Origin of the sequence: Brucella lupini, assembly GCF_002252535.1 — a bacterium.
Lineage (GTDB): Bacteria > Pseudomonadota > Alphaproteobacteria > Rhizobiales > Rhizobiaceae > Brucella > Brucella anthropi.
Genome location: NZ_NNRN01000046.1, coordinates 26,857 through 53,032 on the forward strand (window position 1 = coordinate 26,857; position 26,176 = coordinate 53,032).

The window sequence follows — 26,176 nt, forward strand, 5'->3', positions numbered from 1 at the left end:
TGCTTTATTTTAGATGCTTCAAATATAGATGTCGTTTAGGAAATACTCACCATTCCTTGAAGTCTTGCGACCTTCGGCAGATTAGACTTTTTCTTTTTCTCTTTATAAAGAACTCCTGTCTAAGGTTTTCATGCGCCTCATGACCAACAAAGCATAGGCGTGAAAGCCGGGTTATCCGGTGCTAAACAAGCAGGCCCCAAGAGGCTTGCAAAGACAGGGTTGGCAAACAGTGCGGTTTTCGGCAGCTGAAACAGCGAGCCGGTTTCTACCCGGCAGGATCGCAGCCAGGCTTCGTCCCGTGACGGAGCGGCTGGATGCCGTGCTTACGGATAGCGGACCGCAGGCAAGCGCGCAGCGCTCTTCCCTCGTCGCCTTTTCCGTGCGCGTTGCGAGCGCTGCTATTGCTCTCCTGTCTCAGGTTATTCTCGCCCGTTGGATGGGGGAATTCGAGTACGGCATCTTCGTCCTCGTCTGGCTGACCATGATAATTATCGGCGATCTGGCCTGTTTCGGACTGCACACCACGATTATCCGCTTCGTACCGGAATATATGCAGCGCCAAATGTTCGGCCTCGTGCGCGGGATCATCGGGACCGGACGCGTCTTCGCTTTTGCAGCCGCTACATTTATCGCGCTTCTGGGTGCAGGCCTGCTGCTCCTGCTCAAAGACCATGTCACAAGCTATTATCTCGTGCCGTTCATCCTCGGCTTCATCTGCCTGCCAATGATTACGCTCGGCAATATGCTGGATGGCATTGCGCGCTCGCGCACCTGGGTGATGATGGCGCTGACGCCAAGCTATATCGTCCGCCCACTTCTGGTTCTCCTGTTCATGATCATCGCACATGAAGCGGGATTACCTTCCAGTGCAACTATCGCGCTGGCAGTATCGATTGCCGCAACGTGGCTGACCACCGTCGGACAATTTCTGACCGTCGACCGCTCACTGGAAAAAGATATTCCCGCCGCAACGCGTGACCAGCGTCTTGGCGAATGGATGAAAGTTGCCCTGCCGATTTTCCTCGTGGAAGGCTTTTTCTTCCTACTCATCAATGTCGATGTTCTGATGGTTGGCCACGCGCTCGACCCCGAGCATGTCGCGATCTATTTTGCGGCAACGAAGATCATGGCGCTCGCCCATTTCGTCTATTTCGCAGTAAAGGCCAGCGTCGCCCAGCGTTATTCGGACCTGCTGCACAGCGGTGATCGCGCCGAATTTGCAAGTTTTGCCGAGGCCTCCGTACGCTGGACATTCTGGCCGACGCTGTTCCTCGGCGCCGTCATTCTGCTGGCGGGCTATCCGCTTCTGCGGCTTTTCGGTCCGGCCTTCACAGCGGGCTATCCGCTTCTGTTCATCCTGATCATCGGGGTGATCGCACGTGCCAGCGTCGGCCCCGCAGAAAGCCTCCTCAACATGTCGGGAAAGCAGAATATCTGCGCGCTCCTTTATGCCGTGACACTTGCTGTCAACGTTATTCTCAATCTCGTTCTGATACCACGCTTCGGCCTGACAGGCGCCGCCATTTCGACAGCTATTGCCATGCTGATGGAAGCGGCACTTCTTTCGGCAGCCGTATCACGCACCTTGCACATAACTATGTTCATTCTCATTCCACGAGACCGTACCAAGACCTCGGAGGGGACTTTGTAATGGCCGCGAAACCTTTGCTTGAAGAATCGGCAGGCGGAAATGCAGCTCACATCGTTTCGGAACTCTCCGAGAGCGGTATGGCGCACGAAGCTGTCAAAAAGCTGGAGGAAAGCCTTCACAGCCGCGATATACCGCGCAAACTCGCAATCTACGGCGCCGCAGCAGGCTTCGAACTGCGCGACGAGCTCGATCACTTGAGCAACCGGACCGTCGAACCGAACGTGTTCTTCAATGCACGGTTTCTGGCGCCAGCCATGCCGCGCCTAGAGGATCGCGAAGTTCGCTTCATGGTCATGCGCGACGAAAACGAAATCCGCAGCCGCCTGCGCTTCGTCATGCCCTATACGATCGAACGCCCTGGCTTGCCGCTTTCAACACCGGTAATCCGTGCATGGTCGACACCGTTCGGGCCGCAGGGCACGCCACTGATCGATCACGATGACCCTGTCGGCGTGCTGGAAGACCTGTTCGACATTCTGGCGCGCAGGCATCTCAAATTGCCTGATGTGCTTGTGCTGCCGGAAATGCGGGCTAACGGCCCGGCGGCAAAACTGATCCGTTCTGTGGCGGTGGGCCGCCAATTGCCTTTGGTCGCCATAGAGCAGAAGGAGCGTCCCTTTCTCGAGAGCGATCTGGACGGCGACGCCTATATCAAGCAAGCAATCGGTGCACACCATCGCCGGGATTACAATCGCCTATGGCGCAGGCTGGCCGAAAAGGGCGAGCTTGCCTATCGCGTCGCCCGCACGCCCGACGATGTACGTCACGCGTTCGAACATTTCCTGACGCTGGAAGCGAGTGGCTGGAAAGGCAAACGCGGCACCGCCATGGCAGTCGACCGGTTTCGCGCGGCTTTCGCCCGCGAGGCAGTCAACAATCTTGCTGAACGCGACTGCGTGCGCGTGCACACGCTTGAGCTCGACGGACGGGTTATCGCCATTTTGATCGTCTTTACGGTTTCAGGAGAAGCCTGGACCTGGAAAACAGCTTATGACGAAAGCCTGAACGCCTGGTCGCCCGGCGTACTTCTCATGATCGAAGTCGTGAAGAACCATCTGAACGATCCGAACATCAACCGCACCGATTCCTGCGCCGTCCCCGATCATCCGGTCATGATGCGGCTCTTCGACAAGCGTGAGACAATCGAAACGCTGGTGATTGGCCTCAACCCGTCCACGGATAAGCTCGTCCGTCAGGCTGCCTCGCAGATTCATCTTTATCAGCGAACCCGCAATCTGGCCCGCATCGTGCGCAATCGCATCCGCAGCTTCACCGAGAGGAAGTAGGGGCAAGTTTAAGCGACCTTAAAAAAGCCCAGAAATCGCTGTCCTGAATCTCCGATGCTGGATTATCCGGCAAGAATGTTGCGATTGCAGTTTTGCGGAAGCCCTGCGAAGCTCCATCCTCAACAGCCACTTCGGAATTTTGAAGGTTCAGGAATGCGGTTTCCACGCCCGACTATCGCCAGCGGCACGCTTTGCGTCCTGACCGCATTTTATCTCCTCGCTTTCACCAATAGCTCCTTCTGGCAGCGGCTGATCGCCTACTTTTCCGACCATCCGCAAAAGCTGGTTGTTGGGGCAGCGGCCATCCTTCTCATCCATATTGCTGTGCTGATGGTCTTCTCGGCGAAATATATCATCAAGCCGGTTCTGATTTTCGCAATATGGGTTGCAGCAGGCGGGGCCTATTTTACGGACACGTTCGGCACCATCATCGACCGCAACGTGGTCGAGGCGACACTCACGACGACAAAAGCCGAGTCGGGTCATCTGATAACAACGGGCTTTCTGCTGCATATGCTGCTTTACGCCGTCATTCCCTCGCTTCTCGTCATCTGGGTCCGCGTGAGGCACCGGCCTTTGCTGCAGAAGCTTCTGGTCAATACTGTCTCGATCATCGTCTGCCTGGCCGTCGCAATCGCACTTATCGGCTCCGATTACGGCAGCTTCTCCTCCATGTACCGCGAGCACCGCTCCGACATCATGGAACGGCTGATGCCCGGCACACCGCTCAAGAGCACCGTGCAATATATCGTGCGTGACCTGAATGACAGGCAGATCGTCATGCAGCCGCTCGGCCTCGATGCAAAACAGGTGCTGCCGCCGATTGCGTCGGGCAAGAAGCTCCTGACCGTTATCGTGGTGGGCGAAACGGCACGCGCCCAGAATTTCAGCCTTTACGGCTACCCGCGTGAGACCAATCCCGAACTGAAGCAGCAGGATATCGTCACCTTCACGAACACAACAAGCTGCGGCACGGACACCTCCGTTTCCGTGCCATGTATGTTCTCGCCCTTTCCGCGCGAGGAATATTCGAGCTCCAAGTTCCATAGCTCGGAAAATCTGATGGACCTCCTCAATCATGCCGGCGTGCAGGTTGCGTGGTACGAGAATAATACCGGCAGCAAGGGCGTTTCGGACCGCATACCGACGGTCGACCTGCAGAATTCAAACAATGCGCAATATTGCGAAGGCGGCGAATGTCTTGACCAAATTCTGGTCGACCAGCTCCGTGACCACCTGAAGGACGTTAATGACAATGCCACGATTGTCCTGCACATGACAGGCAGTCACGGACCATCCTATTATCGGCGTTATCCGCCGGAATTCGCCAAGTTCAAACCAGAGTGCCGCACGAGCGAATTTTCCGATTGCACGACGGACCAGATCGTCAATGCCTACGACAATTCGATCCTCTATACTGATCATATATTATCGGAGATCATCAACGTCCTGAAGGCAAGCGAAGACCGTTTTGCCCCCGCCATGATCTATATGTCCGACCATGGCGAATCGCTGGGCGAAGATGGTCTTTATCTGCATGCAGCGCCCTATTTCATCGCGCCTGACGTCCAGACACACATCCCATTCGTCGCGTGGTTCTCGCCGGACTATGCGAACGCCACCAGGCTCGACACGGCTTGCGTCAAACAGGATGCTGCCGCCCCTTCTTCGCACGACAATCTGTTCCACACGGTCATCGGCATGATGGGCGTGAAAACATCAGCCTATGATCAGGCGCTCGACCGCTTTGCCAACTGCCGGAAAGCCAATGTCGCAACGTCGAACTAGGACATTTGGCATCGCGCGCAGATGGCTGATTATATTAGCCAAACCAATAATTTGAGCCATACGACAAAGCGTGATACACTTTGCCTTGGGAGAGCGCATGGACAGGCGGAAGAGGAGGTCCGCACCGGTGCAATCCGGCACTTTGAACAAGTGTCCGAAGCCCGGATAATTATAAAAGCTTCCGTCTGGCTCAAACGCTATCGCGCCCTCCCGGGGAAGGAGATGCGCCATGGAATATTTTCACTATGTCAGCACGCTGGATTACGTCCTGCTGGGCTTCATAGCCTTGCTGGTCTTCTGGAATCTGGTTGAAGCGAACTTGCGCAGATAGATGACGGCGGCTTATCTCAAAGCCGCGCAACCACATAAAGCCTGCTGCGCCTGACACGATCAGGAACGGGCTTGTTGACTGGAACGCTGCCGTGACGATGAGCGGTTGATTGAATCACACGTCGTTACTTCTTACCCTTTCAGCCGTCTGTCTGAAGAGGAGTGAAAGCTGCACTTTTGAGCAATTGACCTCGTTTCGTTTAGCCGGTATATCCCAACCCGCTGTCCCTTTGGACCATATCGAACTGCTTCGGCAGAAATGTGCGGGTGTGGTGGAACTGGTAGACGCGCCGGACTCAAAATCCGGTTCCGAAAGGAGTGTCGGTTCGATTCCGACCACCCGCACCATTCATTCCACCACAAATTTTCTTGTCACGCCGCTTCGAGTGCTTGCGCCAGATCGGCAATCAGATCGTCGGGATGCTCGATGCCGATGGAAAGTCGGATCGTTGATTCCAGCACACCGATACGCTCTCTTACATCGACGGGAACGCCCGAATGGGTCATCGCGGCAGGATGGCTTGCAAGCGATTCCGTACCGCCGAGACTGACAGCAAGCTTCAATATCTGAAGCGCATTCAGGAAGCGGAATGCCGCCGCCTGCCCGCCTTTGATATCGAAGGAGAAGGTCGACCCCGCACCACTGCACTGGCGTTTGAACAAAGCACCAACGTCCGAATTCTCATCCTCAAATGGGAGATAATGCAGTTTCTCCACTTTCGGATGATCGCGCAGGAATTCCGCAATTGCCTGCGCGTTGTTGTTGGCGCGTTCCATGCGAAGTCCGAGCGTTTCAAGCGAGCGACCCAGCATCCAGCATGAATGCGGGTCAAGCTGCGTGCCGATCGCACCACGCAATGCCTTGACCTGCTTTACAACAGCCTTGGCACCCAGCACTGCCCCGGCAATCAGATCCGAATGTCCGCCGACATATTTGGTCAGCGAATAGACCGAAAGATCAGCACCGTGGTCGAGAGGCTTCTGATAGACCGGGCCGAGCAGGGTATTGTCGCAGGCAATGATCGGACGATGCCCCTGCTTTTGTTCAATCTTTTCCGCGACACACCGGATGGCGGCAATATCGACAATGCTGTTGGTCGGATTGGCAGGCGTCTCGATCAGAATCACCGAAACACGTCCCTTGCGAACAGCCTCGTCAGCTGCTTGTTCTATCGAGGCTTCGTGCACGCCATCGGCGAAAGCAACGGCTTCAACGCCGAAATTGAGAAACGTTTTTGCAAGGAGCGTTTCCGTGCCGCCATAGAGCGGTTGCGAGTGCAAAATGACATCGCCCGGGCGTGCAAAAGCAAACAGCGTCGTGGCAATGGCCGACATGCCGGAAGAAAACAGCGCACAGCTCTCGGTGCCTTCATAGACCGCGAGGCGATCTTCAACGATCTCGCTGTTGGGATGGTTGAAACGGGAATAGACGAGACCAGCACCGACACCGGCAGGCGGTTCCTTGCGACCGGAAACGAAATCGAAGAAATCGCGTCCGTCTTCGGCAGTCTTGAAAACGAAAGTCGACGTCAGGAATACCGGTGGCTTGACCGCTCCTTCGGAAAGCTCCGGATCGTAGCCATAATTGAGCATCTGCGTTTCGGGATGAAGCGGATGATTGCCCAACATGGTCTTTGAAGGCCGTGGCGCAGTCATGAATACCTCCTTGAGAAAATCCTCCCGTCCGTATTCGGACAGGAGGAGCTTAACAGAGGTATTCAGGAATCTTCTTGCGTTGTTATGCCTTTTAGAGAAATCGCTGCGATGCCGGAAGAGGCGCGCATAGCCGTCGATTACTTGATGACCAGCACCGGCACGGTGCTAAGCGACAGCACCTCCGCTGCCTGACTTCCCAGCAGCAATTTGTTCACGCCGCGACGGCCATGCGATGCGATGACGATCAGATCGGCATTCTTGGCATTCGCAGCCTCGACAATGCCCTGCGCCGGAGATTGATTTTCGACATGCACGGCCTCAGCACTAACGCCGATTTCCATTGCCTTGGCTTTGGCCTTCGACAGAATTTCGGTGGCCGCTTTGGTGATGGCCTCGCGATATTCCTGAAATGCCGCCGGGCTCGACGCCCATTCAGCCGCAACCACAATGCCATAGGATGGCAGAAGCTCTGTCACGGACACGAAAATAACCTTTGCGCCTGTTTCCTTGGCCAGCGCAACGCCTTGGTCGACGCCTTTCTCAGCGAGTTCCGATCCATCGGTTGCGATCAATATGTTCTTGTACATTCATCTTCTCCTGGCTGCCTGATACCCGATGATGCGCGCCTCCCCGTCGCAACGCATTGACGCGGATCAATCAAGCTTTACCCCAAGCTAATACGCTCCCTCCCAATTATGATGGAATTTACTTCCAATTTATTCAATTATAAAGAATAAATTTCTAAACTTGATGTGCCGGGCGCACGTACCCAACTATGCTTTTGCGCAGTTTCCACTTAAACTTTGCGCGACAAATAGGGAGATCACGCCATGAACAAGCCCCTGAACGAACCACAAGCTGGTAAGACCGCAGGCCGTGGCCGCGTTTACGATTCCATCCTCGACACAATCGGCAATACACCGCTCGTGCGCATTAACAAGTTCGCCAAGGAAAAGGGCGTGGAAGCCAATCTTCTGGCCAAGCTGGAGTTCTTCAACCCTCTGGCCAGTGTGAAGGACCGTATCGGTCTGGCGCTGATCGAAGCTCTGGAACGCGACGGTCGCGCCGTGCCGGGCAAGACAGTCTTCGTCGAGCCGACTTCCGGCAATACCGGTATCGCGCTGGCTTTTGCTGCTGCGGCCAAGGGTTATCGCCTCGTTCTCACCATGCCGGAAACCATGTCGGTGGAACGCCGCAAGCTTTTGAAGCTTCTCGGTGCCGAACTGGTTCTGACCGAAGGCGCAAAAGGCATGAAGGGCGCTATCGCGGAAGCAGAAGCCATTGCAGAAGGCAACCCGAACGCAATCATCCCGCAGCAGTTCGAAAATCCGGCCAACCCGGAAATCCATCGCCTCACGACGGCTGAGGAAATCTGGAACGACACCAATGGTGAAGCAGATATCCTGATCTCCGGCATCGGCACCGGCGGCACGATTACCGGTGTCGGTCAAGTCATCAAGGGGCGCAAGCCGTCCTTCAAGGTGATCGCCGTCGAACCGAAGGATTCACCGGTACTTTCCGGTGGCGCACCCGGCCCGCACAAAATTCAGGGCATCGGCGCAGGCTTCGCCCCGAAGACGCTCGATACCAGCATCTATGATGAGGTCGTTCAGGTCTCCAATGAAGACGCTTTTGCCAATGCGCGCCTATTGGCCCGTCTCGAAGGCATTCCCGTCGGCATTTCTTCCGGCGCGGCTCTGACCGCTGCTGTTGAAATCGGCAAGCGCCCGGAAAACGCTGGCAAGAACATCGTCATCATCATTCCGTCCTTTGCCGAACGCTATCTTTCGACGGCATTGTTTGAAGGTCTGGAATAATCCGCACTCACACGCGGTGGCCAAAAACAAAAGCCAGAGCGGTGAACCGTTCTGGCTTTACTTTTTTAAATGCCGGTCCGTTCGCCAAGCAAACGGAGGCTTTAAGCGCTCATATCAATGGTGCGTGCGTGCGGCGCAAGCCGGGCCTGGCCCGCGCATATAATGGCGCTCGGGCCTGTAGCTCGGTGCAACGAACTCGCGGATGACATTAACGCTGTCACGCAGCTGAACAAGAATGCTCATCGTCTTCACCTTCGTCAAAAAACATGCTGTTCGGAATGGATGCCCGTCCTGTCCCGACTAACCGGGCTCTGAAACGTTGTTCATTTCCGAACATCTTAATGAAAACTTTAACAATCAAAGATGAATAAGCTCTGAACCCTTATGGTTAAGGGTAAGTTAATGGTAAGGATGTTGAAGCTTTTCCACAGGTCGCGAATTATCGCCACAATTGAAAAAGGCCGGTTTTAACCGGCCTTTCATGCTCAAAAATTCAAGCGCCTTACCGCGTCGGAACCGGATGCTCACCACGATAATCGTAAAAGCCGCGACCCGTCTTGCGTCCCAGCCAGCCTGCTTCGACATATTTGACCAGAAGCGGGCACGGGCGATACTTGGAATCCGCTAGCCCGTCGTGCAGAACCTGCATGATGGAGAGGCAGGTATCGAGGCCAATGAAATCGGCGAGCTGTAGCGGCCCCATCGGGTGGTTGGCGCCTAGCTTCATGGCTGTATCGATAGCTTCGACGCTGCCGACCCCTTCATAAAGCGTGTAGATGGCCTCGTTGATCATCGGCAACAGAATGCGATTGACAATAAAGGCCGGAAAATCTTCGGCAACGGTTATCGTCTTGCCAAGCGCGGTCACGAAATCGTTCGACTTGCGGAAGGTTTCCTCATCCGTTGCGATGCCGCGCACCAGTTCGACAAGCTTCATCACAGGAACGGGATTCATGAAATGAATGCCGATAAAACGCTCTGGACGGTCGGTCGTGGATGCGAGACGTGTGATCGAGATCGACGACGTGTTGGTTGCGAGAATCGCTTCGGGGTTCAGAACCGTGCAAAGCTGCGCAAAAATCTTGCGCTTGACGGTTTCGTCTTCCGTTGCCGCTTCGATGGCTAGATCGACACCCGCCAGATCCTCCATGGAATTTGCCGGACGGATAAGCTTCATCGCCGCTGCGCGTTGGTCTTCCAGCAGTTTGCCTGAGGCAACCTGACGCGCCATGTTGCCATTGATGGTGGCGATGCCCTTTTCCAGCCGGTCCGCTGCCGCATCGTGAAGAAGCACATCGAACCCGGCCAGCGCGCATACATGAGCAATACCGCTGCCCATCTGTCCTGCGCCGACCACCCCTACCGTCTTGATTGCCACAGTCATAACTCCTTCATTCAGCCGCTCCACAACAGAGCCGAGGCCGAGAGCATATGCTCTAACTTTTGTTCTTACATATTACCCCCAGCAAAACCGCTTCGCACTTTTGCTGGAAATGCTCTGTCTTTGTCTTTTCGCATTGTCCAACGCAAAACCGCTTCGCACTTTTGCTGGAGATGCTTCACTATACCAATTCTGCCCGAGACGGATACAGCCCTCATTCAGAGAAAGGCAAAACAGCGCTTTCGTATCAGAAGGCTTTCCAAATGAAAAAGCGGCGGGACTAGCCCGCCGCTTTCTGATCGATTAAAGCGCTTTTTGCAGTTCCGGCAGGATCGTAAAGAGATCGCCGACGAGGCCGTAATCGGCCACCTGGAAGATCGGCGCTTCCTCGTCCTTGTTGATCGCCACGATCACGCGACTGTCCTTCATACCGGCCAGATGCTGGATCGCACCGGAGATTCCGACGGCGATGTAGAGATCCGGGGCAACCACCTTGCCGGTCTGGCCAACCTGCCAGTCGTTCGGCGCGTAGCCCGCATCGACTGCAGCACGGCTTGCGCCGACCGCTGCACCAAGCTTGTCGGCAACCGGCAGGATCACTTCCTGGAACTTTTCGGCAGAACCGAGCGCACGACCGCCGGAGATGATGATCTTGGCCGAGGTCAGTTCCGGACGGTCCGAATCCGACAATGCATTGCCGACGAAGCTCGACAGCGCCGGATCGGCTGCTGCATTGACGCTTTCAACTGCAGCCGAACCACCTTCGCCCGTTGCCTGGAACGACGCGGTACGCACGGTGATAACCTTCTTTGCATCGGTCGACTGGACCGTCTGGATCGCATTGCCCGCATAGATCGGACGCTTGAACGTATCAGCCGACACGACTTCCATGATTTCGGACAACTGCATCACATCGAGAAGCGCTGCAACGCGCGGCAGGATGTTCTTGGCCGAGGTCGTTGCCGGAGCAATGATCGTGTCGTAATTGCCTGCCAGTTCCACGATGAGAGCGGCCGTTGGCTCGGCCAGACGGTTTTCCAGTCCATCGCTTTCAGCAAGCAGAACCTTACGCACACCCTTGAGCTTGGCGGCAGCATCGGCTGCAGCCTTCGCGCCCTTGCCTGCAACCAGAACATCCACGTCGCCGCCGATCTGGGCAGCCGCCGTCAGCGCCTTCGCCGTCTGGTCGGAAAGGGTTGCATTGTCATGTTCGGCAATAAGAAGAATAGCCATTTATATCGTCCCTTCCGATTTCTTTAGAGTACGCCGTCGGCCTTGAGCTTCTCGACCAGTTCAGAAACTGAACCGACCTTCACGCCAGCCTTGCGGCCACCCGGCTCTTCAGTCTTCAGGACCTTGAGACGCGGCGCAATGTCGGCGCCGAAATCGGCAGGCGACTTCTCGTCCAGCGGCTTCTTCTTGGCCTTCATGATGTTCGGCAGCGACGCATAGCGCGGCTGGTTCAAACGAAGATCGACCGTAACGATAGCCGGAAGCTTCACGTCGATGGTCTGGAGACCACCATCAACTTCGCGCGTTACCTTGGCCGAACCGTCGCCCAGTTCCACCTTCGAGGCGAACGTCGCCTGGCTCCAGTTGAGAAGGGCCGAAAGCATCTGGCCAGTCTGGTTGGAATCATCGTCGATTGCCTGCTTGCCGAGGAAGACGAGATCCGGCTTTTCCGCATCGACCACGCCCTTGAGAACCTTGGCAACGCCAAGCGGCTCAACCGTTTCGTCCGACTTCACCAGGATCGCACGATCGGCGCCCATGGCAAGTGCGGTACGCAGCGTTTCCTGTGCCTGTGCCGGGCCGACCGAAACCGCGACGATTTCCGTCACCTTGCCCGCTTCCTTCAGACGGATCGCTTCTTCAACCGCGATCTCATCGAAAGGGTTCATCGACATCTTGACGTTCGCAAGCTCAACGCCCGAACCGTCTCCCTTTACACGGATCTTTACGTTGTAATCGACAACCCGTTTCACTGCGACAAGGACTTTCATCCGCGATTACCTCTTCAATGACTCTTGCAGCACGACTATGCCGCCGTGAACTCCCACCCGCATGTCAAAATCCGACATGAAAGCGGCACCAGCGCAACTTGGGTTATGACGCAAATGCGCTGCCTATCCGCCGGGAACCGGCACGAAACCTAAAGGCGGTTGACGTGCACGTCAATCAGGCACAGGCCGCTATATCGATTAAAATCAATTTATTCTGACAAGAGGTCATTCCAAAACCGAGCAACCCGACACCTCCCGTTTTCATGTCGTTTACAAGCGATGCGCCATGCTTTAGGTAACGCCTCGCAATCCGGTCGCAGCCTACCCGGTCAAAACAAGGAACCCTGACTTATGAAAACGCTCGTCGTCTGCTCCGGCGGACTCGATTCCGTTTCGCTTGCTTACAGAATTGCAAGCGAACACCAACTCACCGCCCTCCTCTCCTTCGACTATGGCCAGCGCCACAAAAAGGAACTGGATTCGGCCAAAGCCTGCGCCGAAAGGCTCGGCATTCCCCACCAGATCATCGATATCACCAACATCGGCGCCAGCCTGACCGGCTCCGCACTCACTGACAATATCGATGTGCCGGACGGACACTATGCCGAAGAAACGATGAAGATCACCGTCGTTCCGAACCGCAATGCGATCATGCTGGCAATAGCATTCGGCGTGGCCGTTGCCCAAAAAGCTGAGGCGATAGCCCTTGCCGTCCATGGCGGCGATCACTTCATTTATCCCGACTGCCGCCCCGGTTTTATCGATGCCTTCCAGACGATGCAGAACCATGCATTGGACGGTTACGCGGACATAAAACTGCTCGCGCCTTATGTGCATGCATCCAAAGCCGATATCGTTATCGACGGCGCAAAATACGGTGCGCCCTTTGCCGCGACATGGTCCTGCTACAAGGGCGGCGAACATCACTGCGGACGCTGCGGCACCTGCGTCGAGCGACGCGAAGCCTTCCATCTCGCCGGCATCCAGGATCCGACCCTTTATGAAGATGCGGATTTCTGGCGCTCGGCAATCGAGAAGAGGAACGCCTGATGTTTCGCATTACCAAGGAATTTCATTTCTCCGCATCGCATCAGTTGACCGGGCTGCCGGACGATCATCAATGCGCCCGCCTGCACGGCCACAATTATATTGTTGAGGTCGAGCTCTCGGCTGACGATCTTAACCAGCACGGCTTTGTCCGTGATTATCATGAGCTGGCGCCGTTCAAGCGCCACATCGATGATTGTTTTGACCACCGCCATCTCAACGATGTTCTGGGCCACGACCAGAGCACGGCTGAAACCCTCGCCCGGCATTTTTTCGAATGGTGTTATGCGCGCTGGCCGGAAATTTCCGCCGTGCGGGTCAGTGAAACGCCCAAGACATGGGCCGAGTACAGACCGTGACGCAAATACGCATCGCAGAGATTTTCGGCCCCACGATACAGGGCGAAGGTGTGCTGATCGGTGAGCCGACCGTCTTCGTGCGAACCGGTGGCTGCGATTATCGCTGCGTCTGGTGCGATAGCCTGCATGCCGTCGAAAGCCGTTTTCGTCGCGAGTGGAAAGCGATGAGCGTGGAGGCAGTTTGGGATCAAGTGACGACACTTTCCCGAAATAAGCCACTAAAAGTGTCACTTTCTGGCGGCAATCCGGCCATTCAACCGCTGGGACCCTTGATCGAGCACGGCAAGACCGATGGCTATCGCTTTGCACTGGAAACCCAAGGATCGGTCGCGCAAGACTGGTTTTCCGCGCTCGACACACTGGTACTGAGCCCAAAGCCGCCTTCAAGCGGTATGGATGCCGATTTCGATGCGCTTGCGGTCTGTGTCGAGGCTGCAGGCAGAACGCCGCGAACGGTGCTGAAATTCGTCATCTTCGACGATGCTGATTATGCCTTCGCGAAAGATGTAGCCAGTCAATATTCCAGTCTACCGGTCTATCTCCAGCCCGGCAATCACACACCGCCGCCGCCCGAAGCACATGATGCCGCAATCGATATCGACGGCATCATGCGGCGAATGGAATGGCTGGTCGAAAAGGTAATTGCGGATGGCTGGTACGAAGCGCACGTCCTGCCCCAGCTTCACGTGCTGATCTGGGGCAACAGACGTGGCGTTTAGAGCGCGTATCGATCTGATTGAATCAGACCGGCGCTCTAAATGTTTGTCTTTTCGCATGTCTTTATCCCGAAACCGGTTCCCACTTTCGGGAGACATGCTCTAACGGTTGGCGCCGGGCACCCAGAGAACGTCCTGCGCGCCGTTATCGTTGACGGTTCGCGACGCCACGAACAGGAAATCGGAGAGGCGGTTGATATATTGCAAAGCCTCCGCCGAAACGACCTCTCCTTCGACGCGAGCAAGCGCAACCATCAGGCGTTCAGCCCGGCGTGAAACCGTGCGAGCGAGATGCAACGCGGCAGATGCCGCCGAGCCGCCCGGAAGAATGAACGAACGCAGCGGCTGCAAATCGGTATTGAGGAGGTCAATATCGGCTTCCACACGCGAAACCTGCGATGCGACGATGCGCAAAGGTTCGTAGGCGAGCGGCTTGCCATCATCCGGCGTCGAAAGATCCGCGCCAAGGTCGAAAAGATCGTTCTGGATACGGCCCAGCATGGCATCGATTTGCGCATGAGGATTATCTTCGCCGCCGGTGTGAAGGCGCGCCATGCCAATGCAGGCATTGGTTTCATCCACCGTACCATAGGCTTCGACGCGCAGGTCCGACTTCAGCCGCCGTGGTCCGCTGGCAAGTCCGGTCGTGCCCTTGTCGCCCGTCCGGGTATAGATCTTGTTGAGCTTGACCATATTTACTGGCCAGTTTTCTGGCGGGCAAAATAGATCGCACCAACGATCAGAACGATGGCAATGAACTGCAGGAAAACACGCAGCTGCATCATCTTGTTCGAGAAATTGCCGTCACCGCCGCGCATCATGTTGCGCAGACCGATGATCAGAACGACGGCCACAGCAAACATGGCCACCATTGCCGCGCCCTTGAACAGAACGTCCATTTTATTTCCTTCCCACGCGCACTGTTCCTGACCTCATGACTGGTCGGACAGCATCCGGTAGAGCCAGCGTGCCGGCATCAGGCGCCGTGCCAGTGACCCAAGTTTCGCCGGTCTCGTCACCACATAATGCGGGCGGGGACGCGGCGCCTCCAATGCATGAAGCAGTACAGCATAGACGGCTTCCGGTCCAAGCTTGTTCTTGGATTTTGTACCGCCGCCTTCCAGTTTCGCCATCTGGCGCTGGTAAAGCTCGCGATGCACCGAAGCTTCCATGTCGATATTGGCTCTGGCGTGGCTGGCGGCGTTGTAAGTGAAGCGCGAAGCAATCGGGCCAGGCTCGATCAGCGACACATCGATACCGGAGCCTTCCAGCTCCATGCGCTGCGCAAGCATCAGTCCTTCAAGCGCAAACTTTGACGCCACATAAGCACCGCGCCATTTCATCGGTACGAGGCCGAGGATCGACGAGCAATGCACGATGCGCCCATGCCCTTGCCTGCGCATGACCGGAACCACGCGTCGGGTAAGGTCGTGCCAACCGAAGAAATTGGCTTCGAACTGCTGGCGTAAGGCTTCGACCGGCAAGTCCTCTATCGCGCCGGGTTGAGCATAAGCACCATTATTGAACAGGGCATCGAGCTTGCCGTCCGTCTGGCGCAGCACCTCATCGGCTAAGACCGCGATCGACTGCGGTTCCGTATAGTCGAGATAATGCGCTTCCATTCCCTGCGCCTTGAGTGCCGCAATATCCGCATCCTTGCGGGCGGTCGCAAAGACGCGCCAGCCTTGACTGTGCAGTGCTTCGGCACAATAGGCACCGATACCGGAGGAACAGCCGGTGATGATGATATTACGCTGTCGGTTCTGACCGGTTTGTGCCGGAGCCATATGTTCGTTTCCCGCTGTCATTTCGCCAAGCTTGCTTGATTCGGCTCCGGTTTAAAACGGGTCGCGCCCTTGCAATCCGCAGACCAATGCTAGATTTAAGGCCTTGAAACACCGGCTGAACACTATCGAATACCGATCAGGGCTTTGAGGGACAAATCTGCGGATGCGAAAAATCAGACGTTTTCTCCGTCAGATCACCTATGATGTCATCGGTCATTTCAGTTCGGACGATGGCTGGGCCTTCGCTAGCCATATAGCCCTTTCCGGCCTGATGGCATTGTTTCCGTTCCTTATCTTTGCCACAACGCTTGCAAGCTTTCTCGGCACCAAGGAATTCGCCGATACGGCGGTGCATGTCATCTTCGATATGTGGCCGTCGAACATCGCAGCCCCAATTGCCAACGAAGTGATGAACGTGCTGACCGTGCAGCGCAGCGGACTTCTGACATTGAGCGTTATTGCAGCGGCCTATTTCGCCTCCAACGGCGTGGAGGCGCTGCGCATCGCGCTCAACCGAGCCTATCGCGTCACCGACCAGCGCTCGATCATTTTCTGCCGCTTGCAAAGTCTGGGCTTCGTTCTCGTCGGCACTCTGAGCCTGATGGCAATCAGCTTTCTGCTGGTTCTGGCCCCGCTTGCCGTGCGTCTTGCCGAACAATGGTTTCCCGATATAGCGCCGTTCACAGGCACGATTGCGTTCTGGCGCTATACTGTGGCAGTGGGGGTTCTGGTTCTGGCACTGTTCATGGTGCATATCTGGCTTCCAGCCGGACGCCGCAGCCTCGGTGACATACTGCCCGGCATATTGATCACGCTCATCGCCTGGCTTGCCGCCGCGATGGCCTTCGCAAAATATCTGGAAACTTTCGCCACCTATGTGACGACCTATGCGGGCCTCGCCTCCATCATGGTGGCCATCGTCTTTCTCTATATGCTCTCGGCAATTTTCATCATCGGTGCGGAAATAAACGCCGCGATCATGATTTTTCGCAAGCGCGAACAACAACCCGAGCTCATCGACGTAAAGTAGTCAGTGCAACGCCAAGCGTCGTCACCACCATACCTGCAATCTGGATTGCCGATAGCGTTTCACCAAAAATCAGATAGGCCATGATCGCGGCGGTGCCGGGCACCAGATAGAACAACGATGCGACTTTCGACATGGCGCCTTCGCGGATCATGACGAGAAGCGCCAGAATGGCACCGATAGAAATAGCAAGCGTCAGCCAGACCAGAGCAAAAATCAGCGATGGCGACCAGATCATGACGCGTGTTTCGAAAGCAAAGGCACAGATAGCAGTCAAAATGGCCGCAGCGATGTATTGCACCGCCGTCCCGGCCTTGAGATCACCAGCCGTGCCGAACCGCTTCTGCCAGACTGTGCCAGTGCTGATCGCCACCACAGCCAAAAATGCCGCCGCCAGGCTTTTCGGATCGACACCGCTGCCAGCCGAAAACTTCGGCCATACCACCATGGCGACGCCGCAGAAACCGATCAGAAGCCCCGTCCATTGCCGCCCGCTCGCTCGTTCTCCCAGAAGAATGGCCGCAATCAGCGTGGTCAACATCGGCTGAAGGCCCGCCACCAGACCTGACATTCCCGCAGGCAGGCCGTGGTGAACGGCCCAGAACAAGGCGGAAAGATAAACACCGTGGATGAGACAACCGGCAATCGCCGCATGAAGAAGCACATCGCCTTTCGGCCAGATACTCCGGCTCGCCAGCGCCCAAAGTGTCATGATGACAGCCGCGATGGAAAAACGCACCGCCATGAAAGTAAATGGTTCGGCATAAGGCATGGAAAGCCCGGCTCCGATAAAACCGGTGGCCCAAAGCAGGACAAACATGACGGGGAACAAACGGGCGGCCATGGCAGAACTCTCACTTTCGCGGCCCGCCTTATACCGCTTTGCGGCGAACGCCTATCGCATAAAACTGATCGCAGCGTTGAATTTGCCAAACAGCCGCCCGCATTTTATGAAGCGGCATGAACATTGAACCTGAAACCATCCGCATTCTCGTCGATGCTGACGCCTGCCCGGTGAAAGCTGAAATCTATCGCGTGGCGGAACGGCACAATCTGCCGGTCATGCTGGTGGCCAACAGTTTCATTGCCATTCCCCGCGATGCGGAGCGTGTGGAACGGGTTATCGTATCGGACAAGCTCGACGCCGCCGACGACTGGATCGCCGAGAATTCGCGACCGGGTGCAATCGTGATTACCGCCGACATTCCTTTGGCAAGCCGCTCGCTCGAAAAAGGCGCTTCGGTGATCGCACCGAACGGACGCGTTCACACCCAAAGCACCATCGGCAACACGCTGGCGACGCGCAATCTGATGGATAGTTTGCGTTCCGCAGGCGAAGTTACAGGCGGACCCGCTCCATTTTCGCCCAAGGACCGCTCTGCATTCCTTTCCGCACTTGATCTTGCCATCGTCCGGCTAAAACGCGCGGGTTTCGTCTCAGGTTGATCGCATTGAGGCAGTCGCGACGCCAGCACCGATCAGCAATGTTCCGCCAGCCCGATTGAAAATGCGCAGCGCGCGTTCGCTTGAGAAGAAGCGGCGTGCCCGGGTCGCCAGAAGTGCATAGGTAAAAGCATTGAGGAAAGCGAGTACGAGGAACGTGCTTTCGAAAACCAGCATCTGGGTGAGGAAATCCCGGTGCGGGCTAAGAAACTGCGGAAGAAAAGCAACGAAAAAGGTGATGCTCTTCGGATTGAGCGCTGTCACGAGCCACGCATGAACCAGCATCCGCGCCGGATGCACCTTGTCGTGTCGGGCACTGGCATGAAGTGTTCCACCAGCGCGAAACAGTTTTATGCCGAGCCAGATCAGATAAGCGGCACCTGCCCATTTAACGGCGGTGAACACGGTTGCCGACGCTGCCAGCAGCGCACCCACACCAAGCATGGAAAGCGTCATCGCGGTAAAGTCGCCAAGGGCGACACCGACAGCCATCGGGAAAGCCGCTTTCCAGCCCTGCCCCAAGGCATATGAGACGACGAGCAAGACGGTCGGCCCCGGGATGACCAGAAGCACGATGGACGCGGCGGAAAATGCAAGCCAGACTTCAAGGCTCATGGGCAGCTCTCTCTCTTAAAAAGGGAGCAAGCCACTGATTTCGTCGTTTGTCGAGGCTAAAGATTCTTTGCCGCTTCGATGAGTTTAGCCGCTTCCGGGCTATCCCATGGCGCCGGACCGTTCATGGATGCAATCTGGCAGCCGTCCTTGTCGACCAGCAGCGTCACTGGAAGGCCGAAGGCCAGATTCTTGCGCTTCAGTTCGTTGAAGCTCGACATGGAAGCGTCCCGGTGTAGCGTCAGATTCTTGATGCCGATTTCGTTCAGAAAGCCTTTGGGCTTGTCATCCGAACCAGTGTCGATGTTGATTGCGACGACTTCGAAATCGTCGCCACCCTTATCGGCTTCCAGTTTGTCGAGGGCGGGCATTTCCTCGCGGCAAGGCGCGCACCATGTTGCCCAGAGATTGACCAGCAGTGTCTTGCCCTTGAAATCGCCGAGCGTCATCTGCTTTCCATCCGGACCTGTGAAAGCAATATGCGAGACGGAAATCGGCTTTTCAGCGGCACGCATCGCCGCCACGCCCCCGGTGGCAGCTGTATCAAGTGCCTTAAGCTTATCCGCTTTCAATACGCATTGTGCCGAAGCTTCATCGCTTTCCGCTGAAACATTCGTCGAAACATTCTGGGCAACCACATTGCCAGAAGGGCGCTCCATCACGTATACCGCCCCGATACCGGCAATGACACCGGCAAGGGCGGCAAGAAGGACGATCTTGCGATTTCCCGATTTCGCCTGCTGTTCGGAATTCGCCTTTTCGTTGTCTTCTGCCATGTCGCGTTACTTCTTTCCAATATTCCGCCAAACCGTCACTCGGGGCATATGAGCATGAGCGAACAAAAATCAAGCAACCAGATGTGGGGCGGCCGTTTTGCCTCAGGGCCCGATGCGATCATGGAAGAGATCAATGCATCGATCGGCTTCGACCGCAAGCTCTATGCGCAGGATATTCAAGGCTCGCTCGCCCATGCAGCCATGCTGGCAAAGACAGGCATTATTGCGGCAGAAGACCATCGACAAATCGAAGATGGTCTGAAAACCATCCTCAAGGAAATCGAGGACGGCAAGTTCACCTTCTCGCGCAAGCTTGAAGACATTCATATGAACATCGAGGCGCGGCTTGCCGATCTGATCGGCCCGTCCGCCGGACGGCTCCACACCGCCCGTTCGCGTAACGATCAGGTGGCCGTCGACTTTCGCCTCTGGGTGAAGCAGGAACTGGAAAAGACCGCCGCCGCCCTCAAGAATCTGATCGAAGCGTTTCTGGAACGTGCCGAAGAACATGCGGCGACGGTCATGCCGGGTTTCACCCATCTCCAGACCGCGCAGCCTGTCACTTTTGGTCATCATTGCATGGCCTATGTCGAAATGTTCGGTCGCGACCTGTCGCGCGTGCGTGACGCAATCGAACGTATGGACGAATCGCCTTTGGGTGCTGCAGCCCTTGCAGGCACGGGCTTCCCGATCGACCGCCATATGACAGCCAAGGCGCTCGGCTTTCGCGAACCGACCCGCAATTCTCTCGATAGCGTTTCCGACCGCGACTATGCGCTGGAGTTTCTGTCGCTTGCTGCGATCTGCGCCGGTCATCTGTCGCGCCTTGCGGAAGAAATCGTCATCTGGTCGACGCCGCAATTCAATTTCGTGCGCCTGTCCGATGCTTTCTCCACCGGCTCGTCGATCATGCCGCAGAAGAAAAACCCGGATGCAGCAGAACTGGTTCGCGCCAAGACGGGCCGCATCAACGGTTCGCTGGTCGCGCTTTTGACCATCATGAAGGGACTGCCGCTCGCCTACTCCAAGGACATGCAAGAAGACAAGGAACAGGTTTTCGATGCAGCTGAAAACCTGGAACTCGCCATCGCCGCCATGGCCGGCATGGTGCGCGACCTGACGATCAATGTAGCGTCAATGAAAAAGGCGGCCGGTTCAGGCTATTCCACTGCGACCGATCTCGCCGACTGGCTGGTGCGTGAACTGGGGCTGCCCTTCCGTGAGGCACATCACGTCACCGGTCGCGCAGTCGCTCTGGCTGAAAGCCGCAAGGTCGATCTGGCAAAGCTTTCACTTGAGGAACTGCAGTCAATTCATCCGGGCATCACGGATGCGATTTTCGGCTATCTGACGGTCGAGAAATCAGTGAAAAGCCGTCAGTCCTTCGGTGGCACGGCCCCGCAGGAGGTGCGTCGCCAGATTCGTTACTGGAAGAAGCGCATCACCAAGGCCTGATAATCGATCAACATGACGTCATGTGGAATCATCTGTCGAACTGATGATTCCACTTTCGGGCATTATGAGTTAGACCTAGAGCATGTCTTCCAAAAGTGGGAACCGGTTTTGGAAGACATGCGTAAAGACAAAACTTAGAGCAAGATCATATATTTCGGGAACCAACGCTGATGACAGGCCGCTCCGCCATTTCTTCCGTGCTTCTGATCGCCGCGCTTGCGGCAACGCTCGCCGCTTGCGGTCGCAAGGGCCCGCTGGAGCCGCCGCCATCCGCCGTCGTGACGGACGAACAGGGCCACACCAAGCCGAAACCGAAGGAAGACAAGCCGATCATCCTCGACAAGCTGTTGTAAGTTTCTGCTGCAGGGCATTCCCGTGAACCATTTCGAACATCGCAACGGCGTTCTTCACGCCGAAAATGTCAGCCTGCCTGAAATCGCACAGGCCGTTGGCACCCCTTTTTACGTTTATTCCCGCGCGACCATCGAGCGTCATTTCCGCGTGTTCAGCGAAGCCTTCGCCGGCATGGAAACGCTCGTGACCTACGCGCTGAAAGCCAATTCGAACCTGGCCGTGCTGAAAACTCTGGCGAAGCTTGGCGCCGGCGCGGACACCGTTTCGGAAGGCGAAATCCGCCGGGCGCTTGCTGCAGGCATCCCGGCCAACAAGATCGTCTTTTCAGGCGTTGGCAAGACTCCACACGAAATGGACTTCGCGCTTGAAGCGGGCATCTATTGCTTCAATGTTGAATCCGAACCAGAGCTGGAAATTCTTTCCGCTCGCGCCGTCAAGGCAGGCAAGGTCGCATCCGTATCGCTGCGCATCAATCCCGATGTGGATGCGAAGACCCACGCCAAGATTTCAACTGGCAAATCTGAAAACAAGTTCGGCATTCCGCGCGTCAAGGCGCGTGAGGCTTATGCGCGCGCAGCGAGCCTGCCCGGTCTCGACGTGGTCGGCATCGATATGCATATCGGTAGCCAGATCATCCACCTCGAACCCTTCGACAATGCATTCGCCCTGATGGCGCAACTGGTCAAGGAACTGCAGGCCGACGGTCACAACATCCGCCACGTCGATGTTGGCGGGGGACTCGGCATTCCCTACCGCACAGACAATACACCTCCGCCGCTACCCGTCGCCTATGCGGAAATCGTCGCCAAGCACATCAAGCCGCTGGGCCTGAAAACGGTGTTCGAACCGGGCCGCCTGATCGTCGGCAATGCCGGGCTTCTGGTAACGGAAGTGATCTTCGTCAAGGAAGGCGACGCCAAGAACTTCGTCATCGTGGATGCGGCAATGAACGATTTGATTCGTCCGACGCTTTATGATGCGTTCCACGACATCAAGCCTGTCACTTTGCCGAAGGATGATGCGCCGCGTATTCGTGCCGATTTTGTCGGTCCGGTCTGCGAAACAGGCGACTATCTCGGCCTCGACCGGGAAGTGGCAAAGCCTGCTCCAGGCGATCTGATTGCCGTCTGCACGACGGGTGCATATGGCGCGGTGCTTTCCAGCACCTACAACAGCCGTCTGCTCATCCCCGAAGTGCTGGTTGACAGCGACCGTTATCATGTCGTGCGTCCGCGCCGTACCTATGAAGAACTGCTCGCGCTCGATTCCGTACCGGAATGGTTATAGGTCTCGCGACCATAATTATTCATGGCCCACATTTATCATGGCCCATAAATCTCGGGGCAAAGCCTCGCCTTTGCCATGATGCGTGTTATCCTGTCAGCCGAACCGAAATCGGCTGACGCGAAAGACGAGACCTATGACTGCCCCTAAGGCGGCCCCGCAGACAGATAGCAGCAACGACAGTAAAAACCCGCCGCGTCATGCGTGGGATGTTTTTCTGCGGCTGTTTTCAGGCGATGGCGCCAGCCTGCGCCGTCTGCGTCTGCGTGCCTTTCTTTCGATCAGCTTCGAGCGGTTCTGGCCGCTGATCCTGCCACTAATCCTCATCATCGGTCTGTTTGCCAGCCTGAGCTGGTTCGGCCTGTTCGGCATGATGCCCCGTTGGCTGCATATCGGCGTGCTGACGCTATTCGGTACTGCCAGCCTCATTGCGCTTTATCTGCCGTTCCGGTTTCGCACCCCGGCGGAAAGCGACGTCACAAGCCGTATCGAGGCGATCAACGGTCTCGTTCACGAACCCCTTTCCGTCCAGACAGGCCATATGGCAACAGGCGAACATGATCCATTCGCTGTCGCCCTGTGGCGGGAACACCAGCGCCGCATGGCGGACCGGCTCAAGAACCTGCAATCCGGCCTGCCTTATACGCGTGTTCCCGAACACGACCCCTTCGGCATTCGTGCGGTGGTCGCCCTGCTCTTCGTGACCGCCTTCGCCTACAGCCTCAGCCCAAACAGTGGGCGCATTGCCGACGCCTTTCATATCCGTCCAAGCGATGGAACCGCCGTTGCCCGCATCGATGCATGGGTAACGCCGCCGCGCTATACTGGCCGCGCTCCGGTCTTCCTGACCACGACGAACAACAGCGAACAGGCCGCAATCAATGTACCGCAAGGCAGCATTCTGTCGGTCCGCGTGATCGGTGGCGGTTCCGAGCGCCTGACTGCGACCGATGCGAAGGGCGAGCGCCGCGACGTACAGCCGGTAAACGCGAAGGAAGACCAGAAGGAGCCTGCAGAACAGGCCGTCGTCGATGGAAGCCGCAACTTCCGCTACGATTTGCAGCAGGATGAAACCATAGCGCTTTCCGGCACCGATGCCCGCTGGAAATTTGTCGTCACGCCGGATAACCCGCCAACGATCCGCTTCACGAAAGAGCCGGGACACGCGCTGAATGGCACATTGCAACTTTCCTATCAGATCGAGGACGACTACGCGCCAGTAAAGGCCGAAGGTGAGATCATCCCGCTCAACAATGATGAAGATGAGGAAGCCGCACCGCTCTACGATGCACCGGAACTGCCGCTTGCACTGCCGCGCCGCGGTGTGAAGGACGCCACGACGTCGAAAGACCTGACCGAGCATCCTTGGGCAGGTGAAAAAGTTGCGCTCACGCTCGTTGTAACCGACGCTGCCGGACAAACCGGTCGCAGCGAAACCAAGATCATCACCTTGCCCGAGCGCCCTTTCAGCAATCCACTTGCCCGCGCCGTTGCGGAACAGCGCCGTATCCTCGCGCTCGATGCGACGCAACGCGATCATGTGCTCGACATGCTGTCGGCAATCACGCTTCGCCCGGACGAAACCATCAAGAATGCAGCCCATTATCTGGGTCTGGTCACGATTGGTACACGTCTTCGTCTCGCCAGGAGCGATGACGCCTTGCGCGATGCAGCGGATTATATGTGGCAGGTGGCCCTTGGCATCGAAGATGGAAATCTGTCTGCCGCCGAAAAGCGCCTGCGTCAGGCACAGGAGGCCCTGAAAGACGCTCTCCAGAACGGCGCCTCACAAGAGGAGATCGAAAAGCTTTCGGCAGAGCTACGCAAGGCGATGCAGGATTTCCTGCGGGAATTCGCCCAGCGCCAGCAACAGAATCCCAATGCACGCCAAGCCGCTCCCGATCCCAACGCGCGAATGCTGACGGAAAAAGACCTCCAGCGCATGATGGACCAGATCGAAAATCTCGCGCGTCAGGGCTCACGCGATCAGGCGGAAGAACTGCTGTCGCAATTGCAGAACCTGATGAACAATCTGCAGATGGGACAGATGCAACAGGGTCAGCAAGGTCAGGGACAAGGTCAGCAGGGCCAACAAGGCCAGATGCAGCAGCAGATGAACAAGCTCGGCGAGCTAATGCAACGCCAGCAAAAGACGATGAACGAAACCTTCGATCTCGATCAGAAGATGCAGCGCCAATTCGGTGGCAGCGATGGTGAGGGCGAATTCGGCGACAACATGTTCCCGGGTGATGACGGTTCCATGGGCGGCGGACAGCCGGGCGGTGAAACCGAAAACGGCCAGAGCGAGAACGGTCAGGGCGGGAAAGGCGATGTGCCACCCGATATGGCGGAAACCATGCGCAAACTGCAGCAGCAGCAAAAGGACCTTCAATCCGATCTGCAAAAACTGATGGACGATTTGAAAGGCATGGGTATTGAACCCGGCAAGGATTTTTCGGATGCCGGAAAATCAATGGGCAACGCCACTGATGCGTTGGGCCGCAGCGAAGGTGCCGAAGCAAGCGACCAGCAGGGCAGCGCACTCGATGCACTGCGTCGCGGTGGACGCGACATGATGCAGAAAATGCAGCAGGCCATGGGCCAGCAAGGTCGGGGGCAAAGTGGCGCCAATGGCAGTCGGGGAAGGGATCCGCTTGGGCGCCAGCAAGGTACCGGCGACAGCGGCCTCAACGATGACGTCAAGATTCCAGGTGAAATCGATATTCAGCGCGCGCGTGAAATTCTCGATGAAATCCGCCGCAAACTTGGTAATGCCCTGACGCCGCAGATGGAAAAGGAATATCTGCAGCGTCTGCTGAAGTTCGATTGAGAAGCAGGCCGGAGCCTTAATCCATCACACGACCGACAAAAGGCAACTGGCGGAAGGCGTGCCCAACGTCCATGCCATAACCGACGACAAAATAGTCGGGGCATTCGAAAGCCACGAAATCGGCATCAAGATCGACCTTGCGGCGCACGCTCTTGTCGAGAAGAACAGCAATGCTGACGCTCCGCGCTCCGCGTTCCAGCATAAGTTCGCGAACGAATTTCAGTGTCTTTCCAGACTCCAGAATATCATCGATCAGCAGTACATCGCGGTCGCGAACATCGCTGTCGATATCGCGCAGAAGACGAACTTCGGCGCTTGTCGTGCCCTTGCCGTAGCTTGAAACCGTGATGAATTCGACATCGGGCTCCACGCCCGCATCATGCATTGCGCGGATGAGGTCGGCTGCAAAGATGAAGGAACCCTTCAGGATCGAAATCGTCAGCAGGTTGTGGAACTTGCGTTCAGCAATGGCCTTGGCGAGCTCGAGATTGCGACCGGCAATCTCGTCCGGGCTAAAGAGAACTTCGATTGTCTTGCCACCGACTTCGGGCATCTGCTGCTTCTCCTGATCGTT

General features: G+C 56.5%; 26 protein-coding genes and 1 tRNA gene. 14 read left to right on the top strand and 13 right to left on the bottom strand.

Going from position 1 to position 26,176, the window contains the following annotated elements:
• The first annotated feature begins 229 nt into the window (after positions 1-229).
• From CES86_RS11620 to CES86_RS11635, 4 genes are all read left to right on the top strand, one after another.
• On the top strand, positions 230-1,651 hold the full coding sequence (locus CES86_RS11620; RefSeq protein ID WP_167387115.1) for a lipopolysaccharide biosynthesis protein: 1,422 nt from the start codon (positions 230-232) through the stop codon (positions 1,649-1,651).
• Entirely contained in the window at positions 1,651-2,937 is a 1,287-nt protein-coding gene (bspF, locus tag CES86_RS11625) for a type IV secretion system effector crotonyl transferase BspF (protein WP_010657510.1), read from the top strand. The genes CES86_RS11620 and bspF overlap by 1 nt, the downstream gene beginning before the upstream one ends.
• A 153-nt stretch (positions 2,938-3,090) precedes the next feature.
• Entirely contained in the window at positions 3,091-4,725 is a 1,635-nt protein-coding gene (locus CES86_RS11630; RefSeq protein ID WP_094514441.1) for a phosphoethanolamine transferase, read from the top strand.
• Between the two features lie 593 nt (positions 4,726-5,318).
• Positions 5,319-5,403, top strand: a tRNA-Leu gene (locus CES86_RS11635).
• Positions 5,404-5,427: 24 nt separating this feature from the next.
• Here CES86_RS11635 and CES86_RS11640 read toward each other — a convergent pair.
• On the bottom strand, positions 5,428-6,711 hold the full coding sequence (locus CES86_RS11640) for a cystathionine gamma-synthase family protein (protein ID WP_012091191.1): 1,284 nt from the start codon (positions 6,709-6,711) through the stop codon (positions 5,428-5,430).
• Between the two features lie 137 nt (positions 6,712-6,848).
• A complete protein-coding gene (locus tag CES86_RS11645; RefSeq protein ID WP_010657513.1) occupies positions 6,849-7,298 on the bottom strand; it encodes a universal stress protein in 450 nt (149 codons plus the stop codon).
• Positions 7,299-7,541: 243 nt separating this feature from the next.
• Here CES86_RS11645 and cysK point away from each other — a divergent pair, with 243 nt between their 5' ends.
• A complete protein-coding gene (gene cysK, locus CES86_RS11650; RefSeq protein WP_094514443.1) occupies positions 7,542-8,528 on the top strand; it encodes a cysteine synthase A in 987 nt (328 codons plus the stop codon).
• A gap of 114 nt (positions 8,529-8,642) precedes the next feature.
• Here cysK and CES86_RS28120 read toward each other — a convergent pair whose 3' ends face one another.
• The 4 genes from CES86_RS28120 to CES86_RS11665 form a co-directional block, all read right to left on the bottom strand.
• Positions 8,643-8,771, bottom strand: coding sequence for a hypothetical protein (locus tag CES86_RS28120; protein WP_255362115.1), 129 nt, complete (start codon positions 8,769-8,771; stop codon positions 8,643-8,645).
• A 259-nt stretch (positions 8,772-9,030) separates the two neighbouring features.
• A complete protein-coding gene (locus tag CES86_RS11655; RefSeq protein WP_012091188.1) occupies positions 9,031-9,906 on the bottom strand; it encodes a 3-hydroxybutyryl-CoA dehydrogenase in 876 nt (291 codons plus the stop codon).
• Positions 9,907-10,212: 306 nt separating this feature from the next.
• Complete coding sequence (locus tag CES86_RS11660) at positions 10,213-11,142, bottom strand: electron transfer flavoprotein subunit alpha/FixB family protein (RefSeq protein WP_012091187.1); 930 nt, start codon at positions 11,140-11,142, stop codon at positions 10,213-10,215.
• A 23-nt stretch (positions 11,143-11,165) separates the two neighbouring features.
• Positions 11,166-11,912 (bottom strand): electron transfer flavoprotein subunit beta/FixA family protein, encoded by a 747-nt coding sequence (locus CES86_RS11665; protein ID WP_010657517.1) that lies wholly within the window; start codon positions 11,910-11,912, stop codon positions 11,166-11,168.
• A gap of 351 nt (positions 11,913-12,263) precedes the next feature.
• Here CES86_RS11665 and queC point away from each other — a divergent pair, with 351 nt between their 5' ends.
• Genes queC through queE form a run of 3 tightly spaced genes read left to right on the top strand, consistent with a single transcriptional unit; the run spans position 12,264 to position 14,037 of the window.
• Positions 12,264-12,962 carry a 7-cyano-7-deazaguanine synthase QueC gene (gene queC / locus CES86_RS11670; RefSeq protein WP_094514444.1) on the top strand — a complete coding sequence of 233 codons (699 nt, stop codon included), beginning with the start codon at positions 12,264-12,266 and terminating at the stop codon, positions 12,960-12,962.
• Entirely contained in the window at positions 12,962-13,318 is a 357-nt protein-coding gene (gene queD, locus CES86_RS11675) for a 6-carboxytetrahydropterin synthase QueD (RefSeq protein ID WP_094514446.1), read from the top strand. The genes queC and queD overlap by 1 nt, the downstream gene beginning before the upstream one ends.
• Positions 13,297-14,037, top strand: a complete 741-nt coding sequence (gene queE / locus CES86_RS11680; protein WP_094514448.1) for a 7-carboxy-7-deazaguanine synthase QueE — start codon at positions 13,297-13,299, stop codon at positions 14,035-14,037. Before queD ends, queE begins: the two co-directional genes overlap by 22 nt.
• A 99-nt stretch (positions 14,038-14,136) precedes the next feature.
• Here the strand turns inward: queE and CES86_RS11685 are convergent, their stop codons facing one another.
• The 3 genes from CES86_RS11685 to CES86_RS11695 are packed head-to-tail and all read right to left on the bottom strand — an operon-like array spanning position 14,137 to position 15,821.
• Positions 14,137-14,727: a cob(I)yrinic acid a,c-diamide adenosyltransferase gene (locus CES86_RS11685; RefSeq protein WP_012091184.1), complete on the bottom strand. Its 591-nt coding sequence runs from the start codon at positions 14,725-14,727 to the stop codon at positions 14,137-14,139.
• A gap of 2 nt (positions 14,728-14,729) precedes the next feature.
• The gene (locus CES86_RS11690; RefSeq protein WP_010657522.1) at positions 14,730-14,933 is read right to left on the bottom strand and encodes a twin transmembrane helix small protein; all 204 of its coding nucleotides are present in this window, start codon (positions 14,931-14,933) and stop codon (positions 14,730-14,732) included.
• 33 nt (positions 14,934-14,966) lie between these two features.
• Positions 14,967-15,821: an SDR family oxidoreductase gene (locus CES86_RS11695; RefSeq protein WP_012091183.1), complete on the bottom strand. Its 855-nt coding sequence runs from the start codon at positions 15,819-15,821 to the stop codon at positions 14,967-14,969.
• Between the two features lie 163 nt (positions 15,822-15,984).
• Here CES86_RS11695 and CES86_RS11700 point away from each other — a divergent pair, with 163 nt between their 5' ends.
• A complete protein-coding gene (locus tag CES86_RS11700) occupies positions 15,985-16,851 on the top strand; it encodes a YihY/virulence factor BrkB family protein (protein ID WP_012091182.1) in 867 nt (288 codons plus the stop codon).
• Here the strand turns inward: CES86_RS11700 and CES86_RS11705 are convergent.
• Entirely contained in the window at positions 16,835-17,692 is an 858-nt protein-coding gene (locus tag CES86_RS11705; protein WP_010657525.1) for a DMT family transporter, read from the bottom strand. The two genes, CES86_RS11700 and CES86_RS11705, sit on opposite strands and share 17 nt — an antisense overlap.
• Before the next feature lie 116 nt (positions 17,693-17,808).
• On the opposite strand from CES86_RS11705, the gene CES86_RS11710 reads away from it, so the two are divergent.
• Positions 17,809-18,294 (top strand): YaiI/YqxD family protein, encoded by a 486-nt coding sequence (locus CES86_RS11710; RefSeq protein WP_012091181.1) that lies wholly within the window; start codon positions 17,809-17,811, stop codon positions 18,292-18,294.
• On the opposite strand, the gene CES86_RS11715 is transcribed toward CES86_RS11710, so the two are convergent.
• On the bottom strand, positions 18,286-18,906 hold the full coding sequence (locus CES86_RS11715) for a LysE family translocator (protein ID WP_012091180.1): 621 nt from the start codon (positions 18,904-18,906) through the stop codon (positions 18,286-18,288). The genes CES86_RS11710 and CES86_RS11715 overlap by 9 nt on opposite strands.
• Positions 18,907-18,962: 56 nt before the next feature.
• Positions 18,963-19,679, bottom strand: coding sequence for a thiol:disulfide interchange protein TlpA (gene tlpA, locus CES86_RS11720; protein ID WP_094514449.1), 717 nt, complete (start codon positions 19,677-19,679; stop codon positions 18,963-18,965).
• A 54-nt stretch (positions 19,680-19,733) separates the two neighbouring features.
• On the opposite strand from tlpA, the gene argH reads away from it, so the two are divergent.
• From argH to CES86_RS11740, 4 genes are all read left to right on the top strand, one after another.
• Positions 19,734-21,134 (top strand): argininosuccinate lyase, encoded by a 1,401-nt coding sequence (gene argH / locus CES86_RS11725; protein WP_012091178.1) that lies wholly within the window; start codon positions 19,734-19,736, stop codon positions 21,132-21,134.
• Positions 21,135-21,304: 170 nt separating this feature from the next.
• A complete protein-coding gene (gene lptM, locus CES86_RS11730; RefSeq protein WP_006467922.1) occupies positions 21,305-21,487 on the top strand; it encodes an LPS translocon maturation chaperone LptM in 183 nt (60 codons plus the stop codon).
• A 22-nt stretch (positions 21,488-21,509) separates the two neighbouring features.
• Positions 21,510-22,775 carry a diaminopimelate decarboxylase gene (gene lysA / locus CES86_RS11735; RefSeq protein ID WP_094514451.1) on the top strand — a complete coding sequence of 422 codons (1,266 nt, stop codon included), beginning with the start codon at positions 21,510-21,512 and terminating at the stop codon, positions 22,773-22,775.
• A gap of 133 nt (positions 22,776-22,908) precedes the next feature.
• A complete protein-coding gene (locus tag CES86_RS11740) occupies positions 22,909-25,602 on the top strand; it encodes a TIGR02302 family protein (RefSeq protein ID WP_094514452.1) in 2,694 nt (897 codons plus the stop codon).
• A gap of 16 nt (positions 25,603-25,618) precedes the next feature.
• Here CES86_RS11740 and hpt read toward each other — a convergent pair whose 3' ends face one another.
• On the bottom strand, positions 25,619-26,155 hold the full coding sequence (gene hpt / locus CES86_RS11745; protein WP_010657532.1) for a hypoxanthine phosphoribosyltransferase: 537 nt from the start codon (positions 26,153-26,155) through the stop codon (positions 25,619-25,621).
• Positions 26,156-26,176 lie beyond the last annotated feature (21 nt).